We start from the raw sequence: 3,912 nt of genomic DNA on the forward strand, positions 1-3,912 counted from the left end.
CAACCATGCCGACACCAACGACCTTCCCCAACGACTTCCTGTGGGGCGGCGCACTGGCCGCCAACCAGTACGAGGGCGCCTACGGCGCCGAGGGCAAGGGACTGAGCGTCCAGGACGTCATGCCCCAGGGCATCGTCGGCCCCCGCACCGAGGCCCCCACGCCGGACAACCTCAAGCTGGAGGGCATCGACTTCTACCACCGCTACAAGGAGGACATCGCCCTGCTGGCGGAGATGGGCTTCAAGGTCTTCCGCTTTTCCATCGCCTGGTCCCGCATCTTCCCCAAGGGGGATGAGACCGAGCCCAACGAGGCAGGCCTGGCCTTCTACGACCGGGTCCTGGACGAGCTGGAGAAGTACGGCATCGAGCCCCTGGTTACCATCAGCCACTACGAGACCCCGCTGCACCTGTCCCGCGAGTACAACGGCTGGGCCGACCGGCGCATGATCGGCTTCTTCGAGCGCTACGCCCGCACCCTGTTCGAGCGCTACGGCAGGCGGGTCAAGTACTGGCTGACCTTCAACGAGATCAACTCCGTGCTCCACGAGCCCTTCATGTCCGGCGGCATCAACACGCCCAAGGAGGAGCTGAGCGAGCAGGACCTGTACCAGGCGATCCACCACGAGCTGGTGGCCTCCGCGTCCGCCACCCGCATCGCCCACGAGGTGAGCCCCGACCTGAAGGTCGGCTGCATGATCCTGGCGATCCCCTTCTACCCGCTTACCCCGGACCCGCGGGACGTGTGGGCCGCCAAGCAGGCCGAACGGGATAACTACACCTTCGGCGACGTACACGTGCGCGGCGCCTACCCCGGCTACTTCCTGCGCAAGCTCCGGGACAAGGGCATCGAGCTGGACATCACCGAGGACGACCGCCGCACCCTGGCCGAGCACACGGTTGACTTCGTGTCCTTCTCCTACTACATGTCCTCCTGCGAGACTGCCACTCAGGAGCGGGAGGCCAGCGGCGGCAACCTCATGGGCGGCGTCGTGAATCCCACCCTGGAGGTCTCCCAGTGGGGCTGGGCCATCGACCCGCGCGGCCTGCGCACCATCCTCAACGACTACTGGGACCGCTGGGGCAAGCCCCTGTTCATCGTCGAGAACGGCCTAGGCGCCCGCGACGAGCTGATCACCGGCCCCGACGGGACCCCCACCGTCGCGGACGACTACCGCATCGACTACATGAACGACCACCTGGTGCAGGTGCGTGAGGCCATCGCCGACGGCGTGCAAGTCATCGGCTACACCTCCTGGGGCTGCATCGACTGCGTCTCCGCCTCCACCGCCCAGATGTCCAAGCGCTACGGCTTCATCTACGTGGACCGCAACGACGACGGCACCGGCACCCTGGAGCGCTACCGCAAGCAGTCCTTCGGCTGGTACCGGGACGTGATCGCCTCGAACGGCGCCAGCCTGAAGGCCTGACCGGCCACGCGGTTGCCGACGGTCGCAGTCGGCTCACGGCGGACGCGCCGGGCACCGGGTAGTGTGTGCCGATGCCCGAAGAACGCGCCCCGCTGAGCCGGCTGCGGCTGCTGCCGCTGCGCCTGGCCCAGTTCACTGCCATCCAACTGGCCTGCTGCGCCTTCCCGATCGCCGTATTCGCCGGCATGGCGGTCTCCGTGCTCGTCTGGAACCGGGTGGACCTGCCTCTGGCACGCTATGACGCGCTGCTCATCTACGTGGTGGTGGTGCAGACCGCCTTCGTGGTGCTGAAGCTTGAGACATGGCGGGAGCTGGCGGTGATCTGCGCCTTCCACCTGATCGGCCTGGCGCTGGAGGTCTTCAAGGTGCGAGTCGGCTCCTGGACCTACCCGGATGCCGGCGTGGTACGCCTGGGTGGGGTGCCGATCTTCTCGGGCTTCATGTACGCCTCGGTCGGCTCCTATATCTGCCAGGCCTTCCGGCGCTTCGACCTGCACATCTCCGACTTCCGCCGCTGGCCGGTCACGGCCCTGGCAGTGGCCGCCTACGCCAACTTCTACACCCACCACTTCATCTGGGACCTGCGCTGGGTGGTGGCGGTCGGCTTCCTCCTGGCCCTGTGGGGCTCCACGGTGCACTTCACCGTGGGCGGGGACCGCTACCGCATGCCGACCGCGGTGTCGTTCGTGCTGATCGGGGTGTTCCTGTGGCTGGCGGAGAACCTCGGCACGTTCCTCAATGCGTGGCGCTACCCCGACCAGCAGGCCGGGTGGCACCTGGTACATGTGGGCAAGCTCGGCAGCTGGGCTCTGCTGGTCACCCTCAGCTTCGTGCTGGTGGCTGCCGTCAAGGCGGAGGAGGGCGTGCGCTATGGCGACGGCGAGGCCCGGGTCACCCCGCCGCGGCGCAGTAGCTGAGCTCGCCGACCGCCTTGATTACGCGTTCTCGGAGCGGGTCACGGTGATGGCCCCGGCCGCCTGCCGCGCCCGCCGGCGCGCGGTCTCGACGTCGTCGGCAGTCGCCACCGCCACGCCCATACGGCGTCCCGGATGCGCCTCGGGCTTACCGAACAGGCGCACATCGCTGCCCGGCACCGCCAGGGCCTCGGCCACGCCCCGGTAGACGACCCCGGAGCCGCGCCCGGACTCTACAGGGGACTTGACCACGGCGGAGGCGCCGGGGGAGCGCAGCGCCGTGTCCACAGGCAGCCCCAGCAGGGCCCGGGCATGCAGTTCGAACTCGCTCAGACGCTGCGTAGCCAGGGTCACCATGCCGGTGTCGTGCGGTCGGGGCGAGACCTCCGAGAAGAGCACCTCCTGCCCGCAGATGAACAGCTCCACCCCGAACAGGCCCCAGCCGCCCAGCGCCCCGGTCACCGCGGCGGCCACCTCCTGCGCCCGCTCCAGCGCAGCCGGGGGCAGCGGGTGCGGCTGCCAGGACTCCACATAGTCGCCGTCCACCTGGCGGTGGCCCACAGGCTCGCAGAAGGAGGTGACGGTCCGGCCGGTGCGCGGGTCGCGGGAACGGACCGTCAGCAGGGTGATCTCGGAGTCGAAGTCGACGAAGCCCTCCACGATCACCCGGCCCCGGTCCACCCGGCCCCCCGCGGCCGCTAGTCGCCAGGCGGCAGCCACGTCGTCGGGACGGCGCAGCACGGACTGGCCGTGCCCGGAGGAGGACATCACGGGCTTGACGATGCACGGATAGCCGACTTGCTCGGCCCCGGCGGCGAGCTCCGCGGCACTGGAGGCAAAGGCGTAGGGACTGGTGGGCAGGCCGAGCTCCTCGGCGGCGAGCCTCCGGATGCCCTCCCGGTCCATGGTCAGCCGGGCGGCGCGCGCGGTCGGCACCACCCGCACCGCGCCGGCCTCCTCCAGCGCCACCAGGGAGTCGGTGGCCAGGGCCTCGATCTCCGGTACGACGATCCCCGCCCCGGTGGACTCGATCGCCGCCGTCAGCGCCACCGGATCGGACATGTCCACGGTTACGGCGTGCTGGGCGACCTGCTGCGCCGGCGCGCCCGGGTAGCGGTCGATCGCGGTCACCTCCACGCCCAGGCGCATGAGCGCGATCGTCACCTCCTTGCCGAGCTCCCCGGAGCCGAGCAGCGCCACCCGAGTGGCCGACGGTGTTCCCGGGGTGCCGAGGGCGGCGTCGGTACCGGGTGCAGGGCTGTGGGATGTGGTCACGGTGGCCTCCGTAGCCTCCAGGTCGGTGCTTGTGCCGGGCGCGGGCGCTGCCCGGACGGCTCGGCGCCGGCGCGCCGTTCACCACGACCACGGTACCGAAACTCCGCGCGCCCAGCACAGCGGGTTGTGTCATGCTGGGGCCATGGATTCACTGGACCGAACCCAGCCCGGCCACTCGTCGGATGACGGCCGCGGCCCGAGCCGGACTGCGCCGTCGGTGCCGGCAGGCGGCGCCCGGTCGGACGGCCCGCGACCCGCGGGCGTGCCCCCGCGCCGGCCGCTGCGGCACGGCGCTG

At 70.3% G+C, this 3,912-nt stretch carries 3 protein-coding genes; 2 read left to right on the forward strand and 1 reads right to left on the reverse strand.

Annotation, left to right across the window (positions count from 1 at the left end):
* The first annotated feature begins 5 nt into the window (after nt 1–5).
* Both GZ998_RS05770 and GZ998_RS05775 read left to right on the forward strand, forming a co-directional pair.
* Nucleotides 6–1,427 (forward strand): glycoside hydrolase family 1 protein, encoded by a 1,422-nt coding sequence (locus GZ998_RS05770; protein ID WP_219109333.1) that lies wholly within the window; start codon nt 6–8, stop codon nt 1,425–1,427.
* Between the two features lie 71 nt (nt 1,428–1,498).
* On the forward strand, nt 1,499–2,344 hold the full coding sequence (locus GZ998_RS05775) for a DUF817 domain-containing protein (RefSeq protein ID WP_219109325.1): 846 nt from the start codon (nt 1,499–1,501) through the stop codon (nt 2,342–2,344).
* An 18-nt stretch (nt 2,345–2,362) separates the two neighbouring features.
* On the opposite strand, the gene purT is transcribed toward GZ998_RS05775, so the two are convergent.
* Nucleotides 2,363–3,616, reverse strand: a complete 1,254-nt coding sequence (gene purT, locus GZ998_RS05780; RefSeq protein ID WP_219109326.1) for a formate-dependent phosphoribosylglycinamide formyltransferase — start codon at nt 3,614–3,616, stop codon at nt 2,363–2,365.
* Between the last annotated feature and the right edge of the window lie 296 nt (nt 3,617–3,912).

This window comes from Actinomyces sp. 594 (genome assembly GCF_019325145.1).
In the GTDB taxonomy this organism is placed as follows: Bacteria; Actinomycetota; Actinomycetes; order Actinomycetales; family Actinomycetaceae; genus Actinomyces.